Genomic DNA, 25,822 nt, shown 5'->3' on the forward strand with positions numbered 1-25,822 from the left:
AGTCATCCGCTCGCAGTGAACCTCTCCGGCTGCCCCTCCAAAACAGAAAAGCCCGATCACCTTGCGGTAATCGGGCTGTTTGACTCGTTGATGGATTACACCCTGAAACGGCGCACCATATCCTGCAGCTGGGTAGCCAGATGGTTCAGCTCGTTGCACGCCTGAGCCATCTGGGTGGCACCGGCGGCCACCTCTTCGGAAGCATGACTGATATTGACCACGTTGCGGTTGAGCTCCTCGCTCACCGCGCCCTGCTCTTCGGTGGCTGTCGCAATCTGGATGTTCATGTGGGAGATGCTGCTGACCGAGCCACTGATCTGGGAGATGGACTCGCCCGCTTCCCGCGCGGTAGCAACCGTGGTGTTCATCAGCTCCTGACTCTGTTGCATGGTACTGCCCGCCTGTTCGGCACGCTGCTGCAACTCGGCAATGATGGTATTGATCTGAGAGGTGGAGTCCTGAGTGCGCTTGGCCAGAGTACGCACCTCATCCGCCACCACCGCAAACCCCCGTCCCTGCTCACCAGCACGGGCCGCTTCAATGGCGGCGTTCAATGCCAGCAGGTTGGTCTGTTCGGCAATACCGCGGATCACCTCCAGCACCATACCGATATTGCGGCTGTCATCGCCCAGTTGGCGGATCACCACCGCCGTGCTCTCGATGGCACCGGCTACCCGTTCAATACGTTGAATGGAGTCATTCACCGTTTGCGCACCAAGTTCAGCCGTTTCACTGGCCGAGGTGGCGGCACTGGCCGCATCGCTGGTGTTGCGCGAAACCTCCTGCACCGTAGCCTGCATCTCGTTCATCGCCGTTGCCAGCTGATTCAGCTCATGTTGCTGGGAGTTCATATTGTCTGCCGACTGCCTTGCTACGGCACTGATCTCTTCTACCGCAGAGCTCATCTGTACAACAGAACCGGATACCTCCCCAACCAGTTTGCGCAAATTTTCTTGCATCTGCGCAAAGCCTTTCGCAAGTTGTCCTAATTCATCCTGATTAAACGCATTCAACTCCACACGATGAGTCAAATCACCAGCCGCGACACTACCAACAAGTTCCAGCAAGCGATTAACGGGTCGTTTGATTTGTTGACTCAAATACCATGCAATCAACACCACGAAGATGAGAGTCGCTGCGCCAGTCAAGATACTGAGGAATTTGGAGCTGGTATATGCCTCTTCACCTTGGGCATCCATCTCCTTGCCAATACGCTCATTTATCTCACGCAAATCCATCGTTAATTTTGTTGCCTGCTCCAGCGTGGTTCTGAGATTCCCTTGCAAAATCTCTCTTGTCTTGTCACTACTCTGTTTCACCGCCTGATATAGCGGGTCATGCGCAGTAAAAAAGGCATTTCCGGCAGTCTTCAACGCGTTAAAGGTTTGCTCTTCATCAGCAGCATTAAAAGCCAATCCGCCGTAATTAGCCGCAGCCTGCTCAAAACGTGCCTTTGAATCCATCACACCTTGTTGGGTTCGTTCAATATCCGCACTGTCGTTGTAGCCCATCGCGATCACCATAGATAATTGGAAACGCCGAGCATCAAGCAGTGCGATATCCATCTGACTTGCATAGCGAACAGAAGGGATAAGGTTCTCTGCCAATACAGTGTTTTGTTGATTGAGATACGACAGTCGTGAGACGCCATACCCGGCAAGCAGGCATACGCAAAGTGCCAGCACCGCAAAGCCAGTACTCAACTTCTGACCTATGGACATATTCTGGAGCATAGATTCATCCTTAACTGCGTGTCATCGTTTAATGTCGGTTTTGATAGGAGCTATGTGTTCATGTTTTTGTAATTGAGCATAGCCGTAGAGCTGTGCTTTTGTAGTTTGCATAAGCACCATATATCGCTATCGACACGCAGAGAGGGCCACTTTAACTACCGCAGACTATTAACGGTTTACTCTATTGCACGCAACAGTCGTGGGATCAGCAACTCCGGCTCCCCCAGATACTGGTTGACCTCTATCCTTTCGAGTTTTCCCCCTCGTTCTATACCCAAAGTAGGATAACCCTGACCGCCCAGCCGTTTCATCCAGCCCTGGCTATCTGCCAGATGTTGCAGCAAGGGGGCCTGCAGATATGATTGCTGGAATGCCTCGGCTGCAATCCCCTGCTCTGCCGCCAGCGTGGCGAGAAACGCAGGTTCACCAATCCAGATACCGTCCCGATAGTGGGATTGCTGGATCCGGTGCAACATAGTCAGCCCATCGCCCCCCAAGGCCGTGACGGCCAAAACCGCACGGATCGGCGGCTCGGAGTCCAGCAGACAGCCTTCCCGCAGTAGCAGTTCGTTAAAGTAGCGTTCGCCAAAATGCTGGCCGGTCAGCGCTTCGATCCGCTGATCATGGGGGCGCACATAATCACGCAATGCCTCGCCCATCGGCTGACGGCGACTACCCATCCAGAGACCGCCCGCATGCAGCTCGATCTTGAGTCCGGCAATGGTGGCTGCCGCCTGCAACAGGGGGGCGGCACCGTAGCACCAGCCACAGAGCGGGTCATAGACATAATGGAGGGTGGTTTGTTGTTCGCTCATCTTCATTCTCACTTCAATCTCGGATAAAAAACCGGGCCCTTAGGCCCGGTAAAAAACACAGGGAAAGCAGGCTCAGTGGCTTACCACTTCATCTCGCCGGTATTGACCTTGGCACCGATGGCCAGACCATCGTCAACCGGCAGTGCCGGATAGGCTTTCTTCAGAGCCTCAATCAGCTCACCGGAGTTTTTCGCCTTGGCCAGCTCCTGTTCGAAACGCTCTACATAGTCGCGGGTAAAGCTCACAGCAGCAGTGCCTTTGGGAGCAGTGCCCAGGAAGTGGCCCGGTACCACACGCTCGGGTTTCAGGGCCAGCAGGTTGTCCAGCGCCTTGACCCAGTTACTGCGGGCCGCCTTGGTCTGGCTGTCCGCCATCCAGACATGCACCCCGTGGTAAACCGGCACACCACCAAAAGCAGTCTTGATGGAAGGGGCCCAGAGGTAGGCATTCGGGGTATTCATCTCCTTGATTTCAATCTTCTCGCCATCCAGCGTCAGGTGGCTCGCGGTCATCACTTGCGGCACGGTCAGGCTCTTCGGTGCACCCTTGCCGAGGATCGGGCTCCAGTAGCTCAGCTTGGCATCCTTGGTCTTGTTGATATGGTCAACCACATGCTGGTCGGCCAGCACTTTGACATCCGGGAACGCCGCCATGACCGGCTCCAGACCGAAGTAGAAGTCGGGGTCACCGGCACTGATATAGACAGTGGTCAGCTTCTTGCCACTCTTCTTGATCATGTCGACCAGCGCCTGACCATTTTGCACGTCGAACTGGGCATCGATCAGGATGGCCTCTTTGTCACCGGTCACCAGTGAGGAGGAGACCGGGAAGATCGCCTTCTCGCCAGGGTTGTAGACGGTCACGCTCAGGGGGGCCGCCAGTGCGGCGCCACTCAGCAGGGTGGTCGCCAGAGTCAGGTTGCGGATCAGGGTGTTGTTCATCATCTATTCCTCATTAAGTATTCGGGGGTTCATTTGATGGACACAGTGTATTGGATCACTTAAGGTGCAAATACAGCATAAAAAGCGCATCACTGTTGCACATATCGAACATATAGAGAGCCATACATGGATCGACTGACCGCCTTGCGGGTCTTTGTCAGCGTAGTCGAACAAGGGAGCCTGAGCGGCGCCGGAGAGAAACTGGATATGTCGCGCGCCATGGTGTCGCGCTATCTGGCCGAGCTGGAGAGCTGGATGGGCGCCCGCCTGCTGCACCGCACCACCCGTCGTCTGAGTCTGACCGGACCGGGAGAGGAGGCGCTGAACCGGGCCCGCGCCATGCTGGCACTCGGCGAAGAGATGGAGCAGATCGCGGTGAAGGGAGATGACGCCCCAAAGGGGCAACTGCGGATCACCAGCAGCTACTCCCTGTCAGAAGCGCTGCTGGTAGGGGCTGCCAACGACTATCTCGCCCAATACCCGGGGACGGCCATCGACATTCTGCTGCTCGACAGAACCGTCAATCTGGTGGAGGAGCGGATCGATCTGGCGGTGCGCATAACCAACGACCTCGACCCCAATCTGGTGGCGCGCCGTCTCGGCACCTGCCACTCGGTAGTCTGTGCCAGCCCGGCCTATCTGGCCCGTCATCCGATACCACACAAGGTGCAGGATTTGGCGCTGCACAACTGCCTCACCTACACCTACTTCGGCAAGAGCCTGTGGGAGTTCAATGGACCGGACGGTCCCGAGTCAGTGCCGGTCAGTGGTAACCTGAGCGCCAATATCTCCAACCTGCTGCTGGAAGCAACGCTGGAAGGCGCAGGGATCAGCCTGCAACCCCGCTACTCGGCACAACCCTATCTGGAGCGTGGGGAACTGGTGCCCCTGCTGACCGACTGGCAGCCCAAGCGCCTCGGCGTATACGGGGTGTATGCCACCCGCAAGCAGATGTCGCCACTGCTGCGCAGCTTCCTCGATTTTCTGCTGGCCCGCATGGCGGCGGATCCCATCTGGCAGGAGTAAGCACTCCGCACACCCAAACATAACGAAGGGGCCGCTGCGGGCCCCTTCTTCACTCTGATCCCTTGATCAGGCTTCAAATCCGAATGGTTCTGAATGCGGCGCTTCCGACTGCGCACTCTCGTCCAGGAAAATATCCCGATAAGCCACATAGATGGAGTAGTTGAGCGCCGGGATCACCACCAGCAGACCTACCAGCAACAGCACAGCACCAAACAGCAACAAAATGGCTGAGAGCAGCCCCCACCAGAAGAAGGGAAAAATATTGCGCCAGCAGCCGAAGAAGCTCAGCCGTACCGCCTGGATGATGCCGATATCGTGGTGGTAGATCAGCGCCGGAGCAAAGGTGACCCCCATCAGCACGGGAATGATAAGCAGCATACCCACCAGCAACACCAGCAGCAGTTGTTGCAACTGGCTGGCAGAGACCACCATGCTCTCGGGATCCTGCGTCAGCAGCGGGAGCAGCCCCCACATGGAGAGCAGACCGAGACAGACGAGGCCAACCAGGCTAAACAGCAGCAACACCAGCAGACCGCCTAGCATCAGCGGGGTCAACTTGTGGCGAAAACCGGCGAAGAGATCGGCAAACTGCAGCGGCTCCCCCCGATAACCCCGAGCGGCGACCGCTACCCAACCCGCGCCCCACACCATGTAGAGCAGCTGGGAGATAAGGCCACCCGCCGGCAGTTGCTCCAGCAGCATGCCCACCATAAACCAGACCAGCACCATGGCCACGCTGATCCCCATCCCCTTGTTGAAGATATCGAACCCGCTGCGAACCCAGAGCCAGCCACGACCTGTCGTGTACCGGGCCGGAGTGGTGCGCAAAGGGGGTAATCCGTTCATATCGTCTCCTCGGAGTGTCGGTGGCATCAGTGCCGGAAGCCGATTCTAGAGCCAGGGCGGGGGCGACTCAATGGCGAAGCGGCCCGACCACGACATAAAACCTGACGCAGCTATGCACAAAAGGGGCGTCAGCCACGCCCCGCCTCTGGCTGCACCGACTATAACGAGGCACAATCTGCTCCCTCCCCCAGCCGCGCCTGTCGTGGCCAGCGTGCCGTGATCACCCTTTAGTGATCGACGAATGCCGGACAGGGGGTTGTCATCCCGCCATCCCGGGCGCTTTAACATCGAGTGGTATCGTCATGAGAGTTGTGTGTTGTCTGTTGTTGTTGCTGGCCAGCCAGTCAGCCCTGGCCGAGGGTTTTATCAGTCGCCAGCTCAACCATCCGGTGCCGGGTGGCGTTGCGGTGATCCCTCTTGGCGCGTCACCCACTGCCCCCACGGCCCGCTATCACGACAAACCTGTGCTGGTGGTGCGCGAAGACAACCAGTGGATCGCCATCGTCGGCATCTCTCTCAAAAACCCGCTTGGGGCCCAGCAGCTGACCACAGGTGATGGCCGTACTCTCGGCTTCACCGTCACCCCCAAGCACTACCGCGAGCAGCACATCAAGCTCAAGAACAGCCGTCAGGTCAATCCGCTCGCCGAAGATATGACCCGTATCAACCGCGAGCTGGCGGAGCAGACCCGGGCTTACCAGACCTTCAGCCCCAACCAGCCGAGCAACCTGATGTTCGACAAGCCGGTCAACGGCCCCCTCTCCAGCCCGTTTGGCCTGCGTCGTTTCTTCAATGGCGAGGAGCGCAATCCCCACTCCGGCCTCGACTTCGCAGTGGGCGCCGGCACCCCGATCAAGTCCCCCGCCGCCGGCAAGGTGATCCTGATCGGCAACTACTTCTTCAATGGCAATACCGTCTTTGTCGACCACGGTCAGGGGCTCATCAGCATGTTCTGCCACATGTCAAAGATCGATGTGAAGCTCGGCCAGAGCCTACAGCGTGGCGGCATCGTCGGGCGAGTCGGTTCGACCGGCCGCGCTACCGGCCCCCATATGCACTGGAACGTCAGCCTCAACGATACCCGGGTCGATCCCGCCATCTTTATCGGCGCCTTCAAGCCCTGAATCGGCAGAGCCCGTTAACAAAACATCCTCTAACAAAACAGGCAGCCCATGGCTGCCTGTCTGCTATCTGCACGTCGAACCTGATTACCTATCCGGCCAGCGCGTGGGCGCCGGACTCCCGACGCATCGCCCGCAACATCACCAACACCAGCAATGAGCTGCACGTTGGCAATGCCAGCCAGACCCCGGGCACGCCCCACAGGGTCGAGAACCCCCACAAGAAACCGCCGATCAGCACCAGCTTGCCACCGGTGAGCAGGGAGGCGATGCGGGCCCGATTGATGGCCTGGAAGTAGGTGGCCCCCACCAGCAGCAAGCCCTCCATCGGCAGCCCCCAGAAGTAGAGCCAGATCCCGAGGCTCGCCACCGGCAGCAGGGTGGCGTTGTCCCCGGCAAACAGATAGACCGCCGCCTCCGGCCACAGATAGAGCGGGAACATGGCGCACAGGGCGATCCCCAACGTCACTCCGAGTGCCAGATTGCGGATCCTCAGCACCCGCCGCCAGTGACCGGCGCCCGCGTTGAAGCTGGCGATGGGCTGGATACCCATGGCGATCCCCTCGAACACCAGATAGAAGAAGGCCTCGGTGTAACTGATCACCCCGTAGGCCGCCACATGCAGCGAAGTACCCACCGCCAGCAACGCCTTGTTGTGCAGCGCCAGCACTACCGAGAGATAGAGGTACATTAGAAAACTGGAGACCCCGAGGCGCACCGTCTCGCCCATCAGCCGTAGATCAGGGCGCAAGGTGTCCCAGCTTATCCGCAGCTGGCTGCGCGGCGTGAAGAAGTGCCACAGGCAAGCAAGGCCCGTCACCGCCTGGGAAAGCATAGTGGCCGTCGCCACCCCGGCCAGTCCGAACGGAAACACTAGCATCAACAGATAGTCGAGCAGCACGTTGAGCAGCCCCCCGACTACCATGATGAGGGTGACAAATCCGGGGCGGCCATCGTTGCGCAGCAGCGAGCTGAACGCCATCGACAGCACCGCAAAGACGCCCAGCCAGGCGTAGGCCTGCAGGTAGGAGAGCCCGGCGGTGAAGATCTCCCCCTCCGCCCCCATCCAGGCCAGCATGGGCTCACCATAACGGATCCCGATAAAACTGAGCAGTGCCGAGGCCAGCAACACCATCACCAGCGCATTGCCGACGATATGGCGGGCTTTGGCCGGGTTGCCCTGCCCCAGATAGAAGGAGACCAGCGACGAGGCCCCCATGCCGATCAGCGCCCCCACCGCATAGAGCACAGCGCAGATGGGATAAGCCAGCATCAGACCGGCCATCCCATCCTGACCCAGCACATGGCCAACGAAGATGCCATCGATGGTGACATAGATGCCGGTGATCAGCATGGCCGCCACGGTCGGGGTTACGTAACGCCAGAAAAGGCGAGATAGCGGGGCTGTGCCCAGATCAACAGCTGACATATTCGACTCGGTGGAGAGAAAGCGGCCGAGATCATAGCGAAACGGCAGCACGACTTCCTGTTATTTGTGTTATGAATCATTAATATAGACTGCTTTACCCGCCTCCCTGCCCTGTTTTAGGCTAGGGCCACCTCTTCTGAACGGAAACGAGCCTCATGTTGCAACGCCTGCTCACCCTCTTGCTGCTCTCCCTTCTCTTGTTGCCGCCAACCGTGCGCGCCGATGATGCCATTGCCCAGGCCGAATCCCTGTTGCAAAGCGTGCCCAAGAGCGATACCCCGGAAAACCAGAAGCTGCGGGAGAGCTACCAGCAGGCACTGCAATTTGCCAGAGAGGCCGAGCGCTACCGTGAACAGAGCAAAGCCTATCAGCAGATCCTTATCGATTACCCCAAGGAGTCGGCACGGCTCAAGGAGAGCCTGCACAACTATCAGCCCGCAGCTCGCCCGCCGCTGGCGAGCCTCAAGGAGGAGGCGCTGCGCCAGGCCATAGGTCTGAGCAGCAACCGTCAGCTCAACCTGCGCAAGGAGCGGCAGGGGGTGATGGATAGCCTCAACCAGCTGGAGAGCACCGGGCAGGAGTATCACCTGCGGGTGGACGATCTGCGCAAACAGCTGCAACTGACCCGCAGCCAGCTGGAGCGACTGAGCTTCAGCAGCGAATCGGATCGCCAGCAGGAGGCCCAACTGCTGCTGACCAGAATGAAGGAGCAGAGCCTCTCCGACCGGATCCAGATGTTGGAGCTGGAGCAGCTCTCGGCCCAGCAGCGCAACGATCTCGGCAAGCTGAAGCTGCAGGAGCTCAATCTGGCCATCGCTGACGAGGATGAGTGGCAAGCCAGCCTGCTGACACAGCAGAACCAGCTGCGGAGGGAGAAGACCGAGCAGGCGCTGGAGGAGAGCGAACGGCTGCGCAAACAGCTCACCACCGACATGCCGCTGCTGCTGGAGCAGCAACAGCAGAATCAGGCGCTCTCCATCCAGCTCGGCACACTGGAAGATCAGATTGAGCGGGTGCAGGACGAGCAGCGCAGCGTCGACAAGAATCTGTTTGAACTGAATGAGCTGGTCAACTCGGTACGCGAGCAGCTGGAGTGGTTGCAGATCAGTAATGCCTACGGCGAGAACCTGCGCAGCAAACTCTCCGATCTGCCTCCCCAGTTCCCCCTCGACAAGCTGGAGTCCGCCATCGTCAGCGCCCGCATGGCCAAGTACCAGTACGAGAGCGAGCAGGATGGGCTCAAGGATACCCGCCAGCTGCGCGACAAGCTGATGGCCGAAGAGGAGGTGACGCTGGATCGGCCACAGCAAGCGGTGCTCGACAACCTGCTCAAGGCCCGGCGCCAGCTGCTGACCCGGCTCAACGACGCCTCAGACACCCTCATTCAGGAGCAGACCCGCCTCAAACTGCTCTACAGCCGTCAGAACAGCAAGATCGACGAGATCCGCGAAATAAGCGCCAGCCACCTGTTCTGGATGCCGGATGTGCGCCCCTTTACCCCACAGGTCATGCTCGGCATTCCCGCCGCGCTGACGCTGGCCTTCAACCCGGACAACTGGTTGCAACTGCCCTACGCCATCGCCGAGAACAGCCCGCTGAGCCTCACGCTAGCCGGTATTGGTCTGCTGGTGCTGGCCTGGAGCTGGTTCAAGCTGGCCCGTCATCTGAGCCTCTATTGCGACCATATTGCGCAGCGGATCGGCAAGGTGACCCAAGACAAATTCAGCCTCACCAGCCGCTTGCTGCTGCGCTCCCTGCTTGCCGCCCTCCCCTTGCCCGCCATGGTGCTGATGGTGCGCGGCCTGCTCGAAGGGGCCTGGCAATACCCGTTTGCGGTGGCGGTGGCGCGCGGTCTTGGCGAGATCTGGTTTCTGCTGCTGGCACTGGTGATGGCCCGCCACCTGACGCTGGAGCGGGGGATTTTGATCCACCACTTCCGCTGGCCCCGGGAACAAGTGCAAAAGGTATGGGGGCAGTTTCGCACCCTGCTGCTGGTGCTGATCCCGAGTTTCTTCGTACAGGGGATGGCCAACAGCTATCAGGAGCACGCCTTCTACGACTCTCTCGGCCGGATGGCCTTCATGATCGGTGCACTCTGGCTACTGCTCTTCTTTGCCCGCCTCAACCGGGAGCGGCTGCCACTCACCTGGGGCCAGACCGACATGACCAAGCCCCATCTGCTGCACCACTTCATCTGGAATAGCCTGATGCTGGCGCCGCTGCTGGCGGTGATTGGCGCCCTGTTTGGCTACTTCTATACCTCGCGCACCCTGCTGCGCCAGCTGGAGCTTAGCCTGCTGATGGGGCTGGGTTGCCTGCTGGTCTACTATCTGGCCAGACGCTGGATGCTGATCCAGCGCCGCCGCCTCGCCTTCGAGCGTGCCAAGAGCAAGCGGGCCGAGATCCTGGCCCAGCGAGGCCGGGAAGAGGGGCATGACGAGCTCAGCTCCGAGACCCCGGACGTGGTGGAAGAGACTGAGCTGGATCTCGATACCATCAGCGCACAGTCGCTAGGGCTGGTGCGCACCCTGCTGATGCTGGGCTTCACCATGCTGGTGGTGGTGCAATGGTCGGATCTCAACTCCGCCTTCAGCTTCCTCAGCAATATCGAGGTGTGGCAAGTGAGCAGCAAGATTGGCGGCATCGAGCAGCTCTCGGCCATCACCTTGCAGGATCTGATGCTGACCGCCTTCGTTTTCATTCTGACCGTGGTGACTGCCCGCAACCTGCCGGGGCTGATGGAGCTGACCCTGCTGCAACACCTCAGCCTCTCCCCGGGTACCGGCTTTGCCCTCACGACCACCAGCAAGTATCTGGTGATCCTGATCGGTGCCCTCACCGGCTTCTCCATGCTCGGCATCGACTGGTCGAAGACCCAGTGGCTGGTCGCCGCCCTCTCGGTGGGGCTGGGTTTCGGTCTGCAGGAGATCTTCGCCAACTTTGTCTCCGGCCTCATCATCCTGTTTGAGAAGCCAATCCGGCTCGGTGACACCGTCACCATTCGCGATCTCACCGGCACCGTCACCAAGATCAAGACCCGGGCCACCACCATAGTGGATTGGGATCGCAAGGAGATCATCGTGCCCAACAAGGCCTTCATCACCGAGCAGTTCATCAACTGGTCGCTCTCCGATGCCATCACCCGGGTCAAACTGCGGATCCGGATCGGCCTGACCCGGGATCCGAAACTGGTGCAACGCATTCTGGAAGAGTCCATCCAGGCATCGACCCTGGTATTGGAGACGCCGACGCCAGAGGTCTTCCTGATCGAATTCACCGACTCGGCACTGATCTACGAGATCCGCCTCTACGTCAACAACATGGATCACCGGATGCCCATCACTCACGAGGTTCACTCGCTGGTGCTGGAGAAGATGCAGCAGCAGGGACTTACCCTGCCCCATCAACAGATCGACATTCACCTGAGCCGCGGCTGATCCGCGAGGTAAAAGGAGCAGAACATGCAGATTATTGCCCATCGTGGAGCCAGCGGTCTGGCACCGGAAAATACCCTCAAGGCGATGGCCAAAGCGCTGGAGCTGGGAGCATCAGCCATCGAGATCGACGTGCAGGCGGCCGATGGCGAGTTGTGGGTCTTCCACGACCGGCGGCTGGAGCGCTGCACCAATGGCAAGGGGGTGCTGACCGAGCAATCGCGCTCCTATCTGGAGCAGCTCGATGCCGGTGAGGGAGAGGTGATCCCGACCCTGTGGCAGGTGATGGAGATCATCGCCGGACGCTGCGAACTGCATATCGAGCTCAAGGGCGCCCATACCGCCGATGCGGTGGCAGCCCTGACCCGACGGGCAGAGGCCGAGCTGGGCTTTACTCCCGGCCAGTGGGTGGTTTCTTCCTTCCATCACCCGGAGCTGGCCCGATTTGCCGCCTTGCGGCCCGATATCCGGCTCGGTGCCCTGACCGCCAACCTGCCGCTCAACCTGGCGCAGTTTGCCGACGAGCTGGGAGCCTGGTCCATCAATTGCGATGTTGATTTTATCGATGCCGCGCTGGTCGATGATGCACATCGCCGGGGGCTCAAAGTTCTGGTTTATACCGTTGATTATCCAGAAGATTATGAAACGCTCTCTAGCATGGGGGTCGATGGAATCTTCACCAATCGACCAGATCGTTTTCTGACGCAGTGAGGGGGAGGATACGCGCATGGATAACCACTGATTTAGGCACTAACTTTAAATAGCTGACCGGGATACAAAGAGTTCAACTTCAGCCGATAAACAGAGGCTCATAACAATAACTAGATTCCACACACACTTCAGACTGACGCTCACAAGGATGTAACTATGAACTTATCCATTAAAAACAAGCTTGTTCTGGCTATCGGGGTCATCATTCTGGTGATCACCTGCCTGCAAGTCTGGTACAACACCTCGCAACTGCGCAGCGAGACCCAGCGACTGGTCTGGAACATCATCGACGAAAGCTCCATGGCCAACGTCAAGGGGATCTCCCGCTGGGTCGACTCCCGGATCAGCATGGTCAGCACCACCAAGGAAGCATTCGCCAAAGAAGATGAGCCCATCAGTCATCTGGCCCAGTCCATGAATGCCGGTGGCTTCGACCTGGTCTATGCCGGTACCGCAGACGGCAAAATGATCCAGAGCAAACCAACCGACTTGCCCGCCGGTTATGACCCCCGTCAACGCCCCTGGTACAAGGACGCGGCCGCCGCAGGCAAGCTGGTCATCACAGCCCCCTATGCCGACATCTCCACCGGCCAGCTGATTGTCACCATTGCCGAGCCGTTCCAGCGTGGCAATACCCAGGGGGTCATCGCCGGTGACGTCTCCATCAGCTCACTGATCTCGGACATTCTGGCGGTCACCACCGAGGGCACCTACGCCATGCTGGTGGACAGCAATGGCACCATCATCGCGCACCCCGATGCCTCCCTGAGCCTGAAATCCGCCACCGCTCTGGCACCGGAACTGACTGCCGCCTACATCAATCAGGTCGCCCATGACGGCATGATCAACGAGCTGGTGATCAGCGGCAAGAAAGAGGTCTACGACTTTAATGCCATTCCCAATACCAACTGGTATTACGGCATGATGGTGGATGAAGAGATCGCCTACCAGTCGGTACGCCGCATGGTTACCTCCTCCTTCATTCAGGGGCTTATCACCATACTGATCGTGGCAGGCTTCTCCTATGTCGCCATCAACGGCTCGCTGGCCCCTCTGAAAACCCTGGGCGAAGCGATTGCCGATCTCTCCCGTGGCAACGGCGATCTGACCCGCCGCATCAAGATTGAACGTGAGGATGAAGTAGGCGCGGTTGCCAAACACGTCAACACCTTCATCGAGCGGATCCATGTGATGGTGCAGGATATCTCCAACTCCTCCGGCCAACTCAACCAGCAGGCCAAGTCCTCCCACAGCATGGCGGAAAAGGCCAATCAGGGGCTGGCACGCCAGCAAAACGAGATCTCCCAGATCGCCACTGCGGTACACGAGATGTCAGCCACCGCAGTCGAGGTCGCCAGCAACGCCGAGCAGACCGCCGAGGCGGCCCGCAGCTCCTCCAGCAGCTGCGAGCATGGCAAGCAGGTGATTGCCCGCAACCAGCGCTCCATCACCGATCTGGCCACCCAGGTGGAACAGGCCTCCAACATCATTCAGGAACTGGAGAAAAACGCTCAGGAGATCAACACCATCCTCTCCACCATTCAGGGCATCGCCGAGCAGACCAACCTGCTGGCACTCAACGCCGCCATCGAAGCGGCACGTGCCGGTGAACAGGGTCGCGGCTTTGCGGTGGTTGCCGACGAGGTGCGCGTCCTGTCACAGCGTACCCACAGCTCCACCGTCGAGATCCGCAATATGATCGAAACCCTGCAACGCAATACCCAAGGGGCAGTCAGCACCATGCACGAAGGCCAGCTGCTGGCCCAGAACAGCGTGGATGACGCCAACAACGCCACCCACGCGCTGGAGCAGATCACCACCTCGATCAACCAGATCTCCGACATGGCGACCCAGATCTCCAGCGCGGCTGAAGAGCAGCGGGCCGTCACCGACGAGGTAAGTCGCAACATTCAGGCAGTGAAAGATGTCTCGGACGAACTGGCAGTGGATGCAGACAGCTCACGCCATCTCTCTGAACAACTTAAAAATATTTCGGGTGAACTGAGCAATCAGGTCGGCATGTTCCGCATTTGAGCATGAGCAAAAGGGGCCGTACAGGCCCCTTTTATTTTTCTAAATAGCGCTTAATTTTCAGTGAGTAATCTCACATTACCCGCCAAATACCCCGCCTTGAAATCCTTGTAATTCGTCTGGAATTATCAGATCACCGCCGTGGTCACCGCAGCATTTCGGATTACCTATTTCTATCCGAATAAATGAATGCCAATAATTCTCATTAAAAAATTACAATAAAAAACTTAAAATTTTTTTCGTGAGTACCTAAAAAGAGAGGTGATTCGCATTTTATTGAAAGAAAACTACGTACAATCCAGAAGTTAAAGTGCTCGTAGCTAGGTGTTCAACTGCTCAGTAACACCAAAAAATGACGATAATAACGACATTTTCATCCAGGGATTTGGGTGTTTTATAGAAAAATAACCAATAAAAAGGGAATAAAACCTAGCAGTTTGACTTGCATCAAGCCTGAATTTTTTTCATAGAGCAAAATCGTGCCCAGCAAATCTATCCCTAAGGAGGCAGATGTGGATATTATCAAGACCGATGTGGCCATCATCGGTGCTGGCGGTACCGGCTTACGCGCCGCTATCGCTATAGCCGAATCACAGCCAGACCTGGACATCGCCCTGATTTCCAAGGTTTACCCGATGCGCAGCCACACGGTTGCTGCCGAAGGCGGCGCCGCCGGTGTCGTCCGTGATGACGACTCCCTCGAAAACCACTTCAACGACACCGTCTCCGGTGGTGACTGGCTGTGCGAGCAGGACGTAGTGGAATACTTCGTCAACAACGCGACCAAAGAGATGATCCAGCTGGAGCACTGGGGTTGCCCCTGGAGCCGCAAGCCGGATGGCAAAGCCAACGTGCGTCCGTTTGGTGGCATGAAGGTTCCGCGTACCTGGTTCGCCGCTGACAAATCCGGTTTCCACATTCTGCACACCCTGTTCCAGACCTCCGTCAAATACCCGAGCATCAAGCGCTTCGACGAGCATTTCTGTCTTGATCTGATCGTGGACGACGGCCGTGTTCAGGGCGTACTGACCTTCGACATCCAGAACGGTATCACCCGCTTCATCCAGGCCAAATCCGTGATCGTGGCAACCGGCGGCGCTGGCCGTGTCTATCGCTACAACACCAACGGTGGCATCGTCACCGGCGACGGCATGGCACTGGCCTACCGTCACGGCGTACCGCTGCGTGATATGGAATTCGTCCAGTATCACCCGACCGGTCTGCCTGGCACCGGCATCCTGATGACCGAAGGTTGTCGTGGTGAGGGTGGCGTTCTGCTGAACAAGGATGGCTACCGCTACCTGCAAGACTACGGCTTGGGCCCGGAAACGCCGATCGGCCAGCCGAAGAGCAAATACATGGAACTGGGTCCGCGCGACCGTGTTTCCCAGGCATTCTGGCAAGAGCAGCAGAAAGGTCGCGTCATTCAGGGCCCGATGGGCGATGTGGTTCACCTCGACCTGCGTCACCTTGGCGAGAAGTACCTGAAAGAGCGTCTGCCGTTCATCTGCGAACTGGCCAAAGCCTACGTCAACGTGGATCCGGCCAAAGAGCCTATCCCGGTACGTCCGACTGCCCACTACACCATGGGTGGTATCGAGACTGACAACAAGTGTGCCACCCGTCTGCCCGGCCTCTACGCCGCGGGCGAATGTGCCTCCGTCGGTCTGCACGGTGCCAACCGTCTGGGTTCCAACTCCCTGTCCGAGATCGTGGTATTCGGCAAGCTGGCCGGTGAGCAGGCAGGTGAATTTGCCAAGACTCAGAAGCATGGCAATACCGAAGCGCTGGCCGCCAAGGCCGAGGCGCTCATCAAGCAGCACCTCTCCCTGATGGACATAGACGGTACCGAAAACCCGGCCGATATCCGCAACGAGCTGGGCATGTCCATGGAAGCCGGTGTCGGTATCTACCGTACCGAAGAGCTGATGCAGGGCACCATCGACAAGATCAACGAGCTGAAAGCCCGTTACAAAAAGGTCAAGATCAACGACAAGTCCTCTGTCTTCAACACCGATCTGCTGTACGCCATCGAACTGGGTTACATGCTGGACGTGGCTGAAGCCATGGCGCACTCCGCTATCAATCGTAAAGAGTCCCGCGGTTCCCACCAGCGTCTGGATGGTTACGAAGAGCGCGATGACGTGAACTTCCTCAAGCACACGCTCTCGTTCTACAAAAATGGCGAAACGCCCTCCATCGATTACTCCGATGTGAAGATCACTAAGTCCCAGCCGGCAAAACGCGTGTACGGCTCCGAGGGTGAGAAACAAGACGAGGCTAAGAAGAATGGCTGAGATGATTGAAATTGAGATCCTGCGCTACCGTCCGGAACAGGATAACGAGCCCTGGATGCAAACCTTCCAGGTGCCCTACCAGAGAGAGATGTCTCTGCTGGACGCCCTGCAGTACATCAAGGATCACCTGGACTCTACCCTGAGCTTCCGCTGGTCCTGCCGGATGGCGATCTGCGGCTCCTGCGGCATGATGGTCAACGGTGTGCCCAAGCTGGGTTGCAAGGCGTTCCTGCGCGACTATCTGCCGGGCAAGATGACCGTCGAGCCGCTCAACAACTTCCCGATCGAGCGCGATCTGGTAGTCGACATGTCCGACTTCATCGAGAAGCTGGAGAGCATCAAGCCGTACATCATCCCGAGCGAGCCGCGCAGCCTGTGTGATGGCGAGTACATCCAGACTCCGGCCCAGATGGCGCAGTACAAGCAGTTCTCCCAGTGCATCAACTGTGGTCTCTGCTACGCGGCCTGCCCGCAGTACGGTATCAACAAGAAGTTCACCGGTCCGGCGGCACTGGCTCTGGCCTATCGCTACAACGTCGACAACCGTGATGCCGGCGCCAAAGAGCGTATGCGTATCATCAGCCAGGACGAAGGCGTCTGGGGCTGTACCTTCGTGGGCTACTGCTCCGAAGTGTGCCCGAAAGGCGTCGATCCGGCGGCGGCCATCCAGCTTGGCAAGGTCGAAAGCGCCAAGGACTACATGATCGCCATGTTCAAGCCAGATTGAGAGCAGGATTGAGACCATGAACAACTCTGATAGCAAACGTAAACCTTACGTCCGCGAAATGAAGAAAGACTGGTGGCTGAAGAACGCCTTCTACACCGGTTACATGATCCGTGAAGGCACCAGTATCTTCGTCTCCATCTACGCCGTTGTGCTGATGTGGGGCCTGATGCGCCTGGTTCAGGGTCAGGAAGCGTTCAACGGCTGGCTGGAATCCCTGCAAAGCCCGATCGCTATCCTGTTCCATGTCGTCGCTCTGGCGGCATGCCTGTTCCATGCCAAAACCTGGTTCGCCCTGGCGCCGAAAGCCATGCGTATCTTCCGTGGTGAAGACCTGGTACCGGAGAAGCCGATCGTTCTCGCCCAGTATGTGGCGCTGGCGGTGGTGTCCCTGCTTGTCCTGATCATCGTGGCCTGAGGAGAAAACAATGAGACGTTCTGACGAACCAATTTACTGGGGTCTGTTTGGTGCGGGTGGCATGGTCGTTGCCATGCTGCTGCCGGTCATTGTCCTCATCACCGGTCTGCTGGTGCCCATGGGCATCATGGACGTGGAAACCATGAGCTATGACCGCGTGCACGCGTTCGCCAGCTCCTGGTGGGGTGCCTGTATCCTGCTGGTGATCATCGCCCTGCCAGTCTGGCACGGCATGCACCGTATCTACCACGGTCTGCACGATCTGGGGATCCACACCACCAAGCTGCACCACTATGTGTTCTATGGCTTTGCCTTCCTGGTATCTGCCATTACCGTCGGCCTGCTGATGGTACTGGTACTCCAGTAATCACATCTGACTGATTGACCAAACCGGGCCTCGTGCCCGGTTTTTTTTGCCCCGCTATCCCACCCCTGCTTTTTATTCACTCAAACAATTCGATAAAAACCAGATGATCGTCCAATCATATGGCGATCACAGTCACATAACCCCAATACATTCGTCATTTGTAGCAAACCATTTTGACCACCATCAATTTAGTGACATCCATATCAATTACAATTATTCAGATTAAATAATTATTCATATGGAGCTAGCTAATGACAGACAAAACACGCTCGGTGAGCATAGGCAGTTACCTAGCACTGGCCTTCGCCGTGGTCTTCTTCTCCGGACTGTTGCAATCCGGCGAGTGGTACGGGGTATTCGATTTCACCACGCTGAACGGTTCGTTCGGTACCATGGTCCAGAGCGTCAGCGAGAATGGTGACGGCATCAAAACCGCCATGACCGACATGCGCGGCAAGGGGGGCAACGGCGCTCGCGATGGCTTTTTGTTTGCCCTGACCCTGATCCCCACCGTGATGTTTGCCCTCGGTATGATCAATGTGCTGGAGCACTACGGCGCGCTGGAAGCGGCCCGCAAGTTGCTGACCCCGCTGCTGCGTCCGCTGATGGGGATCCCCGGTAATACCGGTCTGGCGCTGATCGCCTCCCTGCAGAGCACAGATGCCGGTGCCGCCATGACTCGTCAGCTCAAGGATGAAGGGCTCATCACCAAGCGTGAAACCGACGTATTCACCATGTTCCAGTTCTCCGCTGGTGCCACCATCGTCAACTTCTTCTCCTCCGGCGCCGTGCTGTTCACCCTGACGCTGGCGGATGGCAGCCCTGCGGTCAGCTCCTCCATCGGTCTGGCTGTCATCGTGATGTTCGCCTTCAAATTTGTCGGGGCCAACCTGTTTCGGGTCTACCTCAATATGAGCGAAGGCAAGCAGACCGATAACAACACCCAGCAGACTCTCAACACTCAGGAGCAAGCCAAATGAGCCAGGCCAACATCAAGAAACCCATCGTCACCGATATCTTCGTCGAAGGGGCCAAGAAGGGCTGGGTCATCGCCACCACCTCCACCGTACCCAACGTACTGATGGCCTTCGTCATCATCAAAGCGCTGCAGATCACCGGCGCGCTGGATGCCATGGGCGCCATCTTCTCCCCTGTCATGGCCATCTTCGGGTTGCCCGGTGAGGCGGCAGCCGTGCTGATCGGCGCCTGGATGTCGATGGGCGGCGCGGTCGGTGTGGTCATTACCCTGTTCGATCAGGGCATCCTCAACGGCACTCACATCGCCATTCTGGCGCCAGCCATCTACCTGATGGGCTCCCAGGTGCAGTACATGGGCCGCATCCTCGGCTGCATCGGCACCGAAGGGCGTTACATCCCCATCATGGTCGCCATCTCGGTACTCAACGCCTTCGGCGCCATGTTGGTGATGAACATCCTTCTCTGACCCGAACCTGATAGTGGAGCAAGCAATGACTTTTTCTCTGGATCAATACCTGACCGAACTGGCCCCGCTGATCAATCTGGATTGCGGATCCCTGCACCAGCCGGGCATTGCGGCAGTGGCCGACCTGATGGCTGCCAAATATGAGGCGATGGGCGGCTGGCAGATCAAGCGGGTCGACTGCGGCGCAGCCGGGGTGGGGCTGGAGATCCGCAACCAGCCTGATGCGGCGCAGATCGATGTAATGCTGATCGGCCATATGGATACCGTCTTCCCCCTCGGTACCGCCGCTGCCCGCCCGATGAGCATCGATGGTGAGCGCGCTTACGGCCCCGGTGTCTCCGACATGAAATCCGGCCTGCTCAACATCGTCTATGCCCTGCGTGAACTGCCCCGCGAGGTGCGCGATCGCCTGAGCATCTGCGTCTGCATGAACCCGGACGAGGAGATCGGCTCCCTGCACTCCAGCGACTGGCTGGCAGCGGTGGCCAAACAGGCGAAACAGGTGCTGGTGGCCGAAGCGGCCCGAGCCGATGGCTCGCTGGTCAAGGCGCGCAAGGGGATGGCCCGTTATCGCATCGACTTCACCGGCAAGGCAGCCCACGCGGGCAACGAACCGCAGAAGGGGCGCAGCGCCATCACCGAGCTGGGCCACTGGATCCTGGCCATCAACGCCCTGACCAACTTCGAGAGCGGCACCACCCTCAACATCGGCATTGTCGAGGGGGGCAATGGCGCCAACATAGTTCCGGCCCATGCCAGCGCCGTGGTAGACGTCCGCTTCTGGGACAATCAGGAGTACCATCAGATCAACGATCATCTGCTGACCCTGGCCGAGCGGCCGCATCTGAACGGCGTCACCATCAAGCTGACCCGCGAGGCCCACAAACCGGCCATGGTGCCGTCTGAGGGTACTCAGGCACTGATGCAGCTGGTGGAGGAGTGTGGCGCCGAACTGGGGCTGCCGATCAGCTGGCAGGAGGTGGGGGGCGGCTCCGATGCCAACCTGACCGCCGCCCTCGGCATCCCCACTCTGGATGGTCTGGGCCCCATCGGTGCCGGTTTCCACAGTGACGAGGAGTATCTGGATCTGGCCAGCATTGCCCCGCGCATCGAGCTGCTGGTGAAGGTACTGACCCGTCTGGCGGCCTGACAAGCTCTCACGTAAAAAAGGGCCAGCCGGTTTGCACCGGCTGGCCCTTTTTTTATCTACTCCCCCAGAATGACAGCAACCCTTCGCTATTACTCCATTGGCGGCAAGAAGCGGCGCATCACCTCATCCGTATGCCCCCCTTCCTGAAATGCCACCAGCGACTGATTGAGGATGTTCACCAGCTGGTGGCCGCGGGGGGAGCCCTTGCTCACCAGCAGATAGAATCCCTTGCGGCTGGGCAGGGCGAGATTGAGCAAACCGCTCTCGCTGCGGTAGATGCCAAGGCTGATGCCTGCCACCAGAGGTTCGATTTCGCTCGGCAGAAAGTCGCAGCGATCCCGCTCCAGCATGTCGAGCGCCTGCTGCAACTGCTTGACCCGGCGTGGCTCCTGCGCAAGCCCGTAGGGGGTGTAGTTGTAGCCAATCACCCCGCACACCCGGGAACGATTGACCGTCTGCAGATCCGGCGGTTCGGGGTAGCGGCGCTTGAGATAGAAGAAACCGAGGTGGGTGTAGTAGAGGGGAACGCTGTAGAAGGCAAACTCGGCCCGCTCCGGCTTGTAGCTGGCATCCCAGGTCAGCTCGCACAGACCGTTCTGGCGATAATCCGCCAGCTCCTGCTGCACCCGCGCCCAGGGCAGATAGCGGATCTGGTGCGAGAGCCCGCTCTGTTGCAATGCATCGAGCACCAGCGTCGTCGCCGAACCGGTCAGGCGGCTGGTATCGGGCACCCCGTCCTTGCGCTCCCAATAGGTAAAGGGGGCCCACTCGTTGCCCTCCCCCAGACAGATCTTCACTGGCGGCTCTTGCCCCCATAGCGCGGGGGACAAGATAGCCATCGCCAATCCCGCCCACCATGTTGCCACTCGTTTCATCTCCCGCTCCCGGACTGTTTATCCCTCTTGCAGCTTAGCCCAGAAGGGATAGAGCTCACTTTGCAGGGGCGCTTTCATGCCACAACGCCAGCAAATTGGCCGGAATGGCACCATAACGAAGCTGCGGCGTCTGATGCCAGTCAGCCAGCTTTTGCAGGGCTTTCGCCAGATCCTGTGCAAGCGTACGGGTCACTCTCACACCGGCCTCCAGATAGAGGCTCTTGATCTCGAAGATCCCCTGCTGGCGATGGGCCTTGGCATCCATCCTGCCCACCAGCTTACCGCGATGGAGCAAAGGCAACACGAAGTAACCGTACTGACGCTTGGGGGCCGGGGTATAGCATTCGATGCGATAGTCGAAGTTGAACAGCTCACTGGCCCGTTTGCGATCCCACACCAGCGGGTCAAACGGCGACAAGGCCGTGGTATGGGTTGCCTTGAGGGTGCCCGCCTGTGCCCTTGCCAGCTCATCGGCCAGCGAGGCGTGCACAAAAGCGCCGTGCTGCCACCCCTCCACTCGTACCGGCAACAGCTCCCCCTCGTCCGCCAGTTGATGGAGCAAGGCGTCATATTTGCCGCGCCGCAGCCGGTAGTAGTCCGCAACCCAGCCAGTTTTGACCAGCCCCAACGCCCGGCAGCTGGCGCGCACCATATCCCGCTGCGCCAGCTCGACGCTTGGCAGGTCCCGCTGGTCGCTCCACTCGGGGATGACCCGCTCGGCGAGATCATAGACCCGCTGAAAGTTGCGCCGCTCCCGCACCATCAGCTGACCTGTGGTAAAGAGCACCTCCAGATGGCGCTTCTCCGGTTTCCAGTCCCACCAGCCATTCCCCTTGCCGGTTGTGCGTTCAAAGTCGGCCGCCCGCACCGGGCCGTGCTGGCGAATGCGCTCGATAAGCTGGCCAATCTCCTGCTGATGGGTGGCGAGCCAGTTGGCCGAAAACTTCCAGCCCATGGCGACGGGGTCGAGCATCCGATGGCGCAACAGCCGGTAATCTTCGCGGGGCACAAAGCAGGCTTCGTGGGCCCAATATTCAAAGATCTCGCCGTCGGCCAGCAGCTGCTCCAGCCAACGCGGTTCATACTGGCCAAGCCGGCTAAAGAGCACCAGATAGGGGCTGCGCGCTACCACCGAGATGGTATCGATCTGCAGCAGCGCCATGAGGCGAATGGTGGCCAGCAGATCGGCCGGGGTCGCCTTGCTGCGACGGGGGGCGAGCAGCCCTTGCGCTGCCAGTTGCAGATGACGGGCATCTTGCAGTGACAAATGGGTAATCGACATCAACAACCGCTCCCTGGTATCTGACCATCGCGCGCCCGGCGGATGGCCAACAAAACCGGAGGAGGCCCCACGCTGGCATGCCTCCCCTCCCTTGTGTGCCAGCGCCGCTATGAGTGGGCCGGGGGCAAGACCAGCTGATTCACCACCAGCATGATCTCTTGATAAGTGGCCTCTACCGTCTCGGGGGTCGGCTCCAGAATGAGGTCATCGGCATAGCCGTTGATGAGGGAGGTGATCTGACGTGCCAGTCGCCGGGCATCGCCCGCCACAAACTCGCCACTGTCGATCCCCTTTTGCAGGATCTGCTCCAGCACCTCGCGCCAGGCCAGAATGATTTTGCGGTAGCTCTCGGCAAACACAGGGTCGCGCAGTGACTCGTTCCAGGCATCCAGATAGATGGCCCAGGAGGCATCCTGACTGGTCGGCAGGTTGTCCCGCACAAAGAGCGGCAACGCTTCGCGGGCCGGCAGCGGCAATAGCCACTCCCGCTGCTCGGCGATCTCCTGATAGGTGAAACGCTCCACGGCGCAGAGGCAGAGCTCCTTCCAATCCTTGAAGTAGTGGTAGACGTGACTGCGCGCCAGACCGGTGCGCTCGGCAATATCACGGGTTGACGATGCCGCCATTCCCTTCTCCCGAAACAGGGCCAGTACGGCCTCGATGATCATCTCTTTGCGCTGTTCTGCTGATGGGCGTGCCATCTGACCTCCTGCGATATCAATCGATCTGCTTGACTTTGAGCAGTCGCTCAAACAAACTTTGAGCACTCGCTCAAACTTAGCGTTTCCGACATCTTAGGAGATAACCCATGACAACACCAACCACTTCGGCAGCCAGTTGCGACGAGCAGGCCACGCCGTTGCCACACTCGGCCGGTCGTTCGCTGGGGGCGATTGCACGGGCCAATCCCCTCAAGCTGGCGGGCACCTTCTCGCTGGTGGCCCTCGAAAACATCCTGCTGGTGGTCTATCCCCTGTTCGCCGGCTTTGCCATCGACGCCATCGTCAAGGGCCAGTGGCTGCAGGCCTCGAGCTACGCCCTGATCGTGCTGCTGTTCTGGCTCATCGGCGCCCTGCGCCGAGCGGTCGACACCCGCACCTTTACCCATATTTATGCGGCACTGGCGGTGCCGGTGATCCTGACCCAGCGCCAGCAGCAGGAGGGGCAATCCACCATAGTGGCGCGGGTCACCCTGGCGCGGGAGTTTGTCGACTTCTTCGAGAAACATATCCCGATCCTGGCTACCAGCCTGATCTCCATCGTCGGGGCGGCCGTGATGCTGATGGTGATCGAGTTCTGGGTCGGCATCGCCTGCATGGGGATATTGCTGCTGTTCGGCCTGCTGCTGCCCGGCTTTTCGCGCAAGAACCAGCGGCTGCACGAGCGGCTCAACGATCGGCTGGAACACGAGGTCAAACTGGTCACCCATGCCCAGTCAGCCAGCCTCGCCCGCCACTACCGCGCGCTGGCCTGGATCCGCATCCGGATTTCGGATCGGGAGGCGCTCGCCTTTCTGGCGGTCGGCATCAGCGCCTCCCTGCTGTTCCTGCTGGCCATCACCATGCTGATGGCCCAGCCCCAGGTCTCGGCAGGCCATGTCTATGCTGTGATGACCTACCTCTGGAACTTTGTCACCAGCCTGGATGAGGGGCCCGGTCTTGCCGATCAGCTGGCCCGGCTGCGAGACATAGGTCGCCGGGTCAACACCGCCCAACCCGATGAAATGATTTGATATTTTGTATCTGTAACCGGAGTAGAAGATGAATCCGACCACCCTTTGCCAACGAGCGTTGACCATGTGCATCAGCTGTTTTTTCCTCGCCGCCTGCGGCCCCAAGATGAGCGACTTTGAGCCCAACACCAGCTACTGGTTCAAGGAGAAACCGGCAGAGGAGAGTGCCCCGCTAGCGCAAGACCTGAAGGTGGATATCGCCATCATAGGTGGCGGCTACAGCGGCCTCTCCAGTGCCTGGCATCTGGCCAAGGCCAACCCGTCGCTCAAGATCGCCATCTTCGAAGCCAAGCAGGTGGGCAGTGGTGCCTCGGGCCGCAACGGCGGCATGGTGTTGCCGGGCTCCGAGGTGATGGATCTCTACGAGGAGGGGGAAGCGAGCAAGCGCCACTACGACCTCACCGTCGCCAGCATGCGCAAGCTGCAAGCGCTGGTCACCTCAACCGGCGTCGAGGCCGACCTCAAGCTCGATGGCTATGTGGAGGCGATCCTCGATGAGGAGGATATCGCCGAGTACCGGGACTATGTGAAAACCGCCAATCGCCTCGGCATCCCGCTTCAGTACTGGAACGCCGATACCACAGAGGAAAAACTCGGCACCGATCGCTACGCGGGGGCGGTCTACGACCCCAATGGCGGTCAGGTACACGCCATGAAACTGGTCAATGCCCTGCGCAAGGCGGTGGAGCAGGCGGGCGTCACCATCTATGAGCAGAGCCCGGTGCTGGGTATCAAGGAGGGCAAGCAGATCGAGCTCAATGTGGCCGACAAGTACAAGGTGACCGCCGACAGCATAGTGCTGGCAACCAACGGCTATACCTCAAAACTTGGCTACTTCAGCGGCCGGGTCTTTCCGGTGCACGCCCAGAGCGCCGTCACCGAGCCGCTTACCAAAAAACAGCTGGCCGCCATCCAGTGGCAGAGTCGGGTGCCCTACTACGACACCCGCAACATCCTGTTCCATCTGGTATTGACCCCGGATAACCGCATCGTCATCGGTGGCGGCAATGCCGAGTACGTCTTCAACGACGGCCTCAACTACAAGGGCGATCTTAACCGGGTCAGCGAAATGATGATGACCGAGCTGGTGACCCTCTATCCGGCCCTCAAGGGGATCAAATTTGAACAGGTGTGGGACGGGGTGCTCGGCATGACCGGCGACAGCACCGAAGCGGTGGGGGTGATGGGGGATCACAAGAACATCTACTACACCCTCGGCTACAACGGCCACGGCATCAACCTCTCCTTCCTGTTTGGCGACATCGTGGCCAGCCTCTATCAAGGCAAGGAGCACCCCTGGTTCAACCACGCGGAGCAGAGTCTGCCGATGTGGCTGCCGCCAGAGCCGTTCAAGTCAATTGGCGTAAAATCTGCCCTGATGTACTACCAGTGGCAGGACAAGGGCTACAAGGAGTAGCGCCGGGCGAACCCGACGAGTAACAGACG

General features: G+C 59.1%; 22 protein-coding genes. 14 read left to right on the top strand and 8 right to left on the bottom strand.

Annotated elements, in window-relative coordinates:
• Positions 1-95: 95 nt before the first annotated feature.
• From ACB035_RS07850 to ACB035_RS07860, 3 genes are all read right to left on the bottom strand, one after another.
• Positions 96-1,733: a methyl-accepting chemotaxis protein gene (locus tag ACB035_RS07850; protein ID WP_371167014.1), complete on the bottom strand. Its 1,638-nt coding sequence runs from the start codon at positions 1,731-1,733 to the stop codon at positions 96-98.
• A 176-nt stretch (positions 1,734-1,909) separates the two neighbouring features.
• Positions 1,910-2,554: a DsbA family protein gene (locus tag ACB035_RS07855; RefSeq protein WP_342401056.1), complete on the bottom strand. Its 645-nt coding sequence runs from the start codon at positions 2,552-2,554 to the stop codon at positions 1,910-1,912.
• 74 nt (positions 2,555-2,628) lie between these two features.
• The gene (locus ACB035_RS07860) at positions 2,629-3,489 is read right to left on the bottom strand and encodes a Vmh family MBL fold metallo-hydrolase (protein ID WP_103250812.1); all 861 of its coding nucleotides are present in this window, start codon (positions 3,487-3,489) and stop codon (positions 2,629-2,631) included.
• Between the two features lie 126 nt (positions 3,490-3,615).
• Between ACB035_RS07860 and ACB035_RS07865 the strand changes: the two genes are divergently transcribed.
• A complete protein-coding gene (locus ACB035_RS07865; RefSeq protein ID WP_323876082.1) occupies positions 3,616-4,515 on the top strand; it encodes a LysR family transcriptional regulator in 900 nt (299 codons plus the stop codon).
• A 66-nt stretch (positions 4,516-4,581) separates the two neighbouring features.
• Here the strand turns inward: ACB035_RS07865 and ACB035_RS07870 are convergent, their stop codons facing one another.
• Complete coding sequence (locus ACB035_RS07870; RefSeq protein WP_255909902.1) at positions 4,582-5,361, bottom strand: BPSS1780 family membrane protein; 780 nt, start codon at positions 5,359-5,361, stop codon at positions 4,582-4,584.
• 302 nt (positions 5,362-5,663) lie between these two features.
• On the opposite strand from ACB035_RS07870, the gene ACB035_RS07875 reads away from it, so the two are divergent.
• Positions 5,664-6,485 carry a peptidoglycan DD-metalloendopeptidase family protein gene (locus tag ACB035_RS07875; RefSeq protein WP_042054578.1) on the top strand — a complete coding sequence of 274 codons (822 nt, stop codon included), beginning with the start codon at positions 5,664-5,666 and terminating at the stop codon, positions 6,483-6,485.
• Positions 6,486-6,573: 88 nt separating this feature from the next.
• On the opposite strand, the gene ACB035_RS07880 is transcribed toward ACB035_RS07875, so the two are convergent.
• On the bottom strand, positions 6,574-7,911 hold the full coding sequence (locus ACB035_RS07880; RefSeq protein WP_371167015.1) for an MATE family efflux transporter: 1,338 nt from the start codon (positions 7,909-7,911) through the stop codon (positions 6,574-6,576).
• A gap of 155 nt (positions 7,912-8,066) precedes the next feature.
• Here ACB035_RS07880 and mscM point away from each other — a divergent pair, with 155 nt between their 5' ends.
• From mscM to ACB035_RS07930, 10 genes are all read left to right on the top strand, one after another.
• A complete protein-coding gene (gene mscM, locus ACB035_RS07885; RefSeq protein WP_371167016.1) occupies positions 8,067-11,348 on the top strand; it encodes a miniconductance mechanosensitive channel MscM in 3,282 nt (1,093 codons plus the stop codon).
• Between the two features lie 24 nt (positions 11,349-11,372).
• Positions 11,373-12,056, top strand: coding sequence for a glycerophosphodiester phosphodiesterase (locus ACB035_RS07890; protein WP_371167017.1), 684 nt, complete (start codon positions 11,373-11,375; stop codon positions 12,054-12,056).
• A gap of 156 nt (positions 12,057-12,212) precedes the next feature.
• Complete coding sequence (locus ACB035_RS07895) at positions 12,213-14,090, top strand: methyl-accepting chemotaxis protein (RefSeq protein ID WP_005335052.1); 1,878 nt, start codon at positions 12,213-12,215, stop codon at positions 14,088-14,090.
• 509 nt (positions 14,091-14,599) lie between these two features.
• Positions 14,600-16,384 carry a fumarate reductase (quinol) flavoprotein subunit gene (frdA, locus tag ACB035_RS07900; RefSeq protein ID WP_047437968.1) on the top strand — a complete coding sequence of 595 codons (1,785 nt, stop codon included), beginning with the start codon at positions 14,600-14,602 and terminating at the stop codon, positions 16,382-16,384.
• A complete protein-coding gene (locus ACB035_RS07905; protein ID WP_005335057.1) occupies positions 16,377-17,111 on the top strand; it encodes a succinate dehydrogenase/fumarate reductase iron-sulfur subunit in 735 nt (244 codons plus the stop codon). Before frdA ends, ACB035_RS07905 begins: the two co-directional genes overlap by 8 nt.
• Positions 17,112-17,127: 16 nt before the next feature.
• Positions 17,128-17,526, top strand: a complete 399-nt coding sequence (locus ACB035_RS07910) for a fumarate reductase subunit C (protein WP_371167018.1) — start codon at positions 17,128-17,130, stop codon at positions 17,524-17,526.
• Between the two features lie 10 nt (positions 17,527-17,536).
• The gene (frdD, locus tag ACB035_RS07915) at positions 17,537-17,893 is read left to right on the top strand and encodes a fumarate reductase subunit FrdD (RefSeq protein ID WP_040066869.1); all 357 of its coding nucleotides are present in this window, start codon (positions 17,537-17,539) and stop codon (positions 17,891-17,893) included.
• A 251-nt stretch (positions 17,894-18,144) separates the two neighbouring features.
• Entirely contained in the window at positions 18,145-18,873 is a 729-nt protein-coding gene (locus ACB035_RS07920; RefSeq protein ID WP_005335061.1) for a nucleoside recognition domain-containing protein, read from the top strand.
• Positions 18,870-19,337 (top strand): YjiG family protein, encoded by a 468-nt coding sequence (locus ACB035_RS07925; RefSeq protein ID WP_005335063.1) that lies wholly within the window; start codon positions 18,870-18,872, stop codon positions 19,335-19,337. The genes ACB035_RS07920 and ACB035_RS07925 overlap by 4 nt, the downstream gene beginning before the upstream one ends.
• Before the next feature lie 25 nt (positions 19,338-19,362).
• Positions 19,363-20,487 (top strand): M20 family metallopeptidase, encoded by a 1,125-nt coding sequence (locus tag ACB035_RS07930; RefSeq protein WP_371167019.1) that lies wholly within the window; start codon positions 19,363-19,365, stop codon positions 20,485-20,487.
• Between the two features lie 89 nt (positions 20,488-20,576).
• On the opposite strand, the gene ACB035_RS07935 is transcribed toward ACB035_RS07930, so the two are convergent.
• The 3 genes from ACB035_RS07935 to ACB035_RS07945 form a co-directional block, all read right to left on the bottom strand.
• Positions 20,577-21,326: an ABC transporter substrate-binding protein gene (locus ACB035_RS07935; protein WP_103250772.1), complete on the bottom strand. Its 750-nt coding sequence runs from the start codon at positions 21,324-21,326 to the stop codon at positions 20,577-20,579.
• Positions 21,327-21,417: 91 nt separating this feature from the next.
• Positions 21,418-22,644 carry a winged helix-turn-helix domain-containing protein gene (locus ACB035_RS07940; protein WP_371167020.1) on the bottom strand — a complete coding sequence of 409 codons (1,227 nt, stop codon included), beginning with the start codon at positions 22,642-22,644 and terminating at the stop codon, positions 21,418-21,420.
• Between the two features lie 107 nt (positions 22,645-22,751).
• The gene (locus ACB035_RS07945; RefSeq protein WP_005335070.1) at positions 22,752-23,345 is read right to left on the bottom strand and encodes a TetR/AcrR family transcriptional regulator; all 594 of its coding nucleotides are present in this window, start codon (positions 23,343-23,345) and stop codon (positions 22,752-22,754) included.
• Between the two features lie 107 nt (positions 23,346-23,452).
• On the opposite strand from ACB035_RS07945, the gene ACB035_RS07950 reads away from it, so the two are divergent.
• On the top strand, positions 23,453-24,376 hold the full coding sequence (locus tag ACB035_RS07950) for an ABC transporter six-transmembrane domain-containing protein (protein ID WP_371167021.1): 924 nt from the start codon (positions 23,453-23,455) through the stop codon (positions 24,374-24,376).
• Positions 24,377-24,404: 28 nt separating this feature from the next.
• Entirely contained in the window at positions 24,405-25,793 is a 1,389-nt protein-coding gene (locus tag ACB035_RS07955) for an NAD(P)/FAD-dependent oxidoreductase (protein ID WP_371167022.1), read from the top strand.
• Positions 25,794-25,822: the final 29 nt, after the last annotated feature.

The sequence above is a fragment of the Aeromonas sp. S12(2024) genome (assembly GCF_041402305.1).
GTDB lineage: Bacteria > Pseudomonadota > Gammaproteobacteria > Enterobacterales > Aeromonadaceae > Aeromonas > Aeromonas veronii.

Coding starts and splice junctions, on each gene's coding strand:
- ACB035_RS07850 (WP_371167014.1), bottom strand. CDS start 1,733: ATGCTCCAGAATATGTCCATAGGTCAGAAGTTGAGTACTGGCTTTGCG.
- ACB035_RS07855 (WP_342401056.1), bottom strand. CDS start 2,554: ATGAAGATGAGCGAACAACAAACCACCCTCCATTATGTCTATGACCCG.
- ACB035_RS07860 (WP_103250812.1), bottom strand. CDS start 3,489: ATGAACAACACCCTGATCCGCAACCTGACTCTGGCGACCACCCTGCTG.
- ACB035_RS07865 (WP_323876082.1), top strand. CDS start 3,616: ATGGATCGACTGACCGCCTTGCGGGTCTTTGTCAGCGTAGTCGAACAA.
- ACB035_RS07870 (WP_255909902.1), bottom strand. CDS start 5,361: ATGAACGGATTACCCCCTTTGCGCACCACTCCGGCCCGGTACACGACA.
- ACB035_RS07875 (WP_042054578.1), top strand. CDS start 5,664: ATGAGAGTTGTGTGTTGTCTGTTGTTGTTGCTGGCCAGCCAGTCAGCC.
- ACB035_RS07880 (WP_371167015.1), bottom strand. CDS start 7,911: ATGTCAGCTGTTGATCTGGGCACAGCCCCGCTATCTCGCCTTTTCTGG.
- mscM (WP_371167016.1), top strand. CDS start 8,067: ATGTTGCAACGCCTGCTCACCCTCTTGCTGCTCTCCCTTCTCTTGTTG.
- ACB035_RS07890 (WP_371167017.1), top strand. CDS start 11,373: ATGCAGATTATTGCCCATCGTGGAGCCAGCGGTCTGGCACCGGAAAAT.
- ACB035_RS07895 (WP_005335052.1), top strand. CDS start 12,213: ATGAACTTATCCATTAAAAACAAGCTTGTTCTGGCTATCGGGGTCATC.
- ACB035_RS07905 (WP_005335057.1), top strand. CDS start 16,377: ATGGCTGAGATGATTGAAATTGAGATCCTGCGCTACCGTCCGGAACAG.
- ACB035_RS07910 (WP_371167018.1), top strand. CDS start 17,128: ATGAACAACTCTGATAGCAAACGTAAACCTTACGTCCGCGAAATGAAG.
- frdD (WP_040066869.1), top strand. CDS start 17,537: ATGAGACGTTCTGACGAACCAATTTACTGGGGTCTGTTTGGTGCGGGT.
- ACB035_RS07920 (WP_005335061.1), top strand. CDS start 18,145: ATGACAGACAAAACACGCTCGGTGAGCATAGGCAGTTACCTAGCACTG.
- ACB035_RS07925 (WP_005335063.1), top strand. CDS start 18,870: ATGAGCCAGGCCAACATCAAGAAACCCATCGTCACCGATATCTTCGTC.
- ACB035_RS07930 (WP_371167019.1), top strand. CDS start 19,363: ATGACTTTTTCTCTGGATCAATACCTGACCGAACTGGCCCCGCTGATC.
- ACB035_RS07935 (WP_103250772.1), bottom strand. CDS start 21,326: ATGGCTATCTTGTCCCCCGCGCTATGGGGGCAAGAGCCGCCAGTGAAG.
- ACB035_RS07940 (WP_371167020.1), bottom strand. CDS start 22,644: ATGTCGATTACCCATTTGTCACTGCAAGATGCCCGTCATCTGCAACTG.
- ACB035_RS07945 (WP_005335070.1), bottom strand. CDS start 23,345: ATGGCACGCCCATCAGCAGAACAGCGCAAAGAGATGATCATCGAGGCC.
- ACB035_RS07950 (WP_371167021.1), top strand. CDS start 23,453: ATGACAACACCAACCACTTCGGCAGCCAGTTGCGACGAGCAGGCCACG.
- ACB035_RS07955 (WP_371167022.1), top strand. CDS start 24,405: ATGAATCCGACCACCCTTTGCCAACGAGCGTTGACCATGTGCATCAGC.